Below are 251 nucleotides of genomic sequence, written 5' to 3' on the forward strand. Positions count from 1 at the left end.
CTCATGCCGGTGAGCTTTTTGTTGAGCTCGGGGATGACCTTGCCCACCGCCTTGGCCGCGCCGGTGCTGCTGGGGATGATGTTTTCCAGAATGCCACGGCCGCCGCGCCAGTCTTTCTTGGAGGTGCCGTCCACGGTCTTCTGGCTGGCGGTGGCCGCGTGCACGGTGGTCATGAGGCCGCGCTTGATGCCCCAGCGGTCGTTGAGCACCTTGGCCACGGGCGCCAGGGCGTTGGTGGTGCAGCTGGCGTT

General features: G+C 66.5%; 1 pseudogene. It reads right to left on the reverse strand.

Annotated features, from left to right (window positions below):
• A pseudogene (locus HA630_RS01705) lies at positions 1–251 on the reverse strand (type I glyceraldehyde-3-phosphate dehydrogenase); the annotation flags it as partial.

The organism is Aquabacterium sp. A08 (assembly GCF_011742065.1).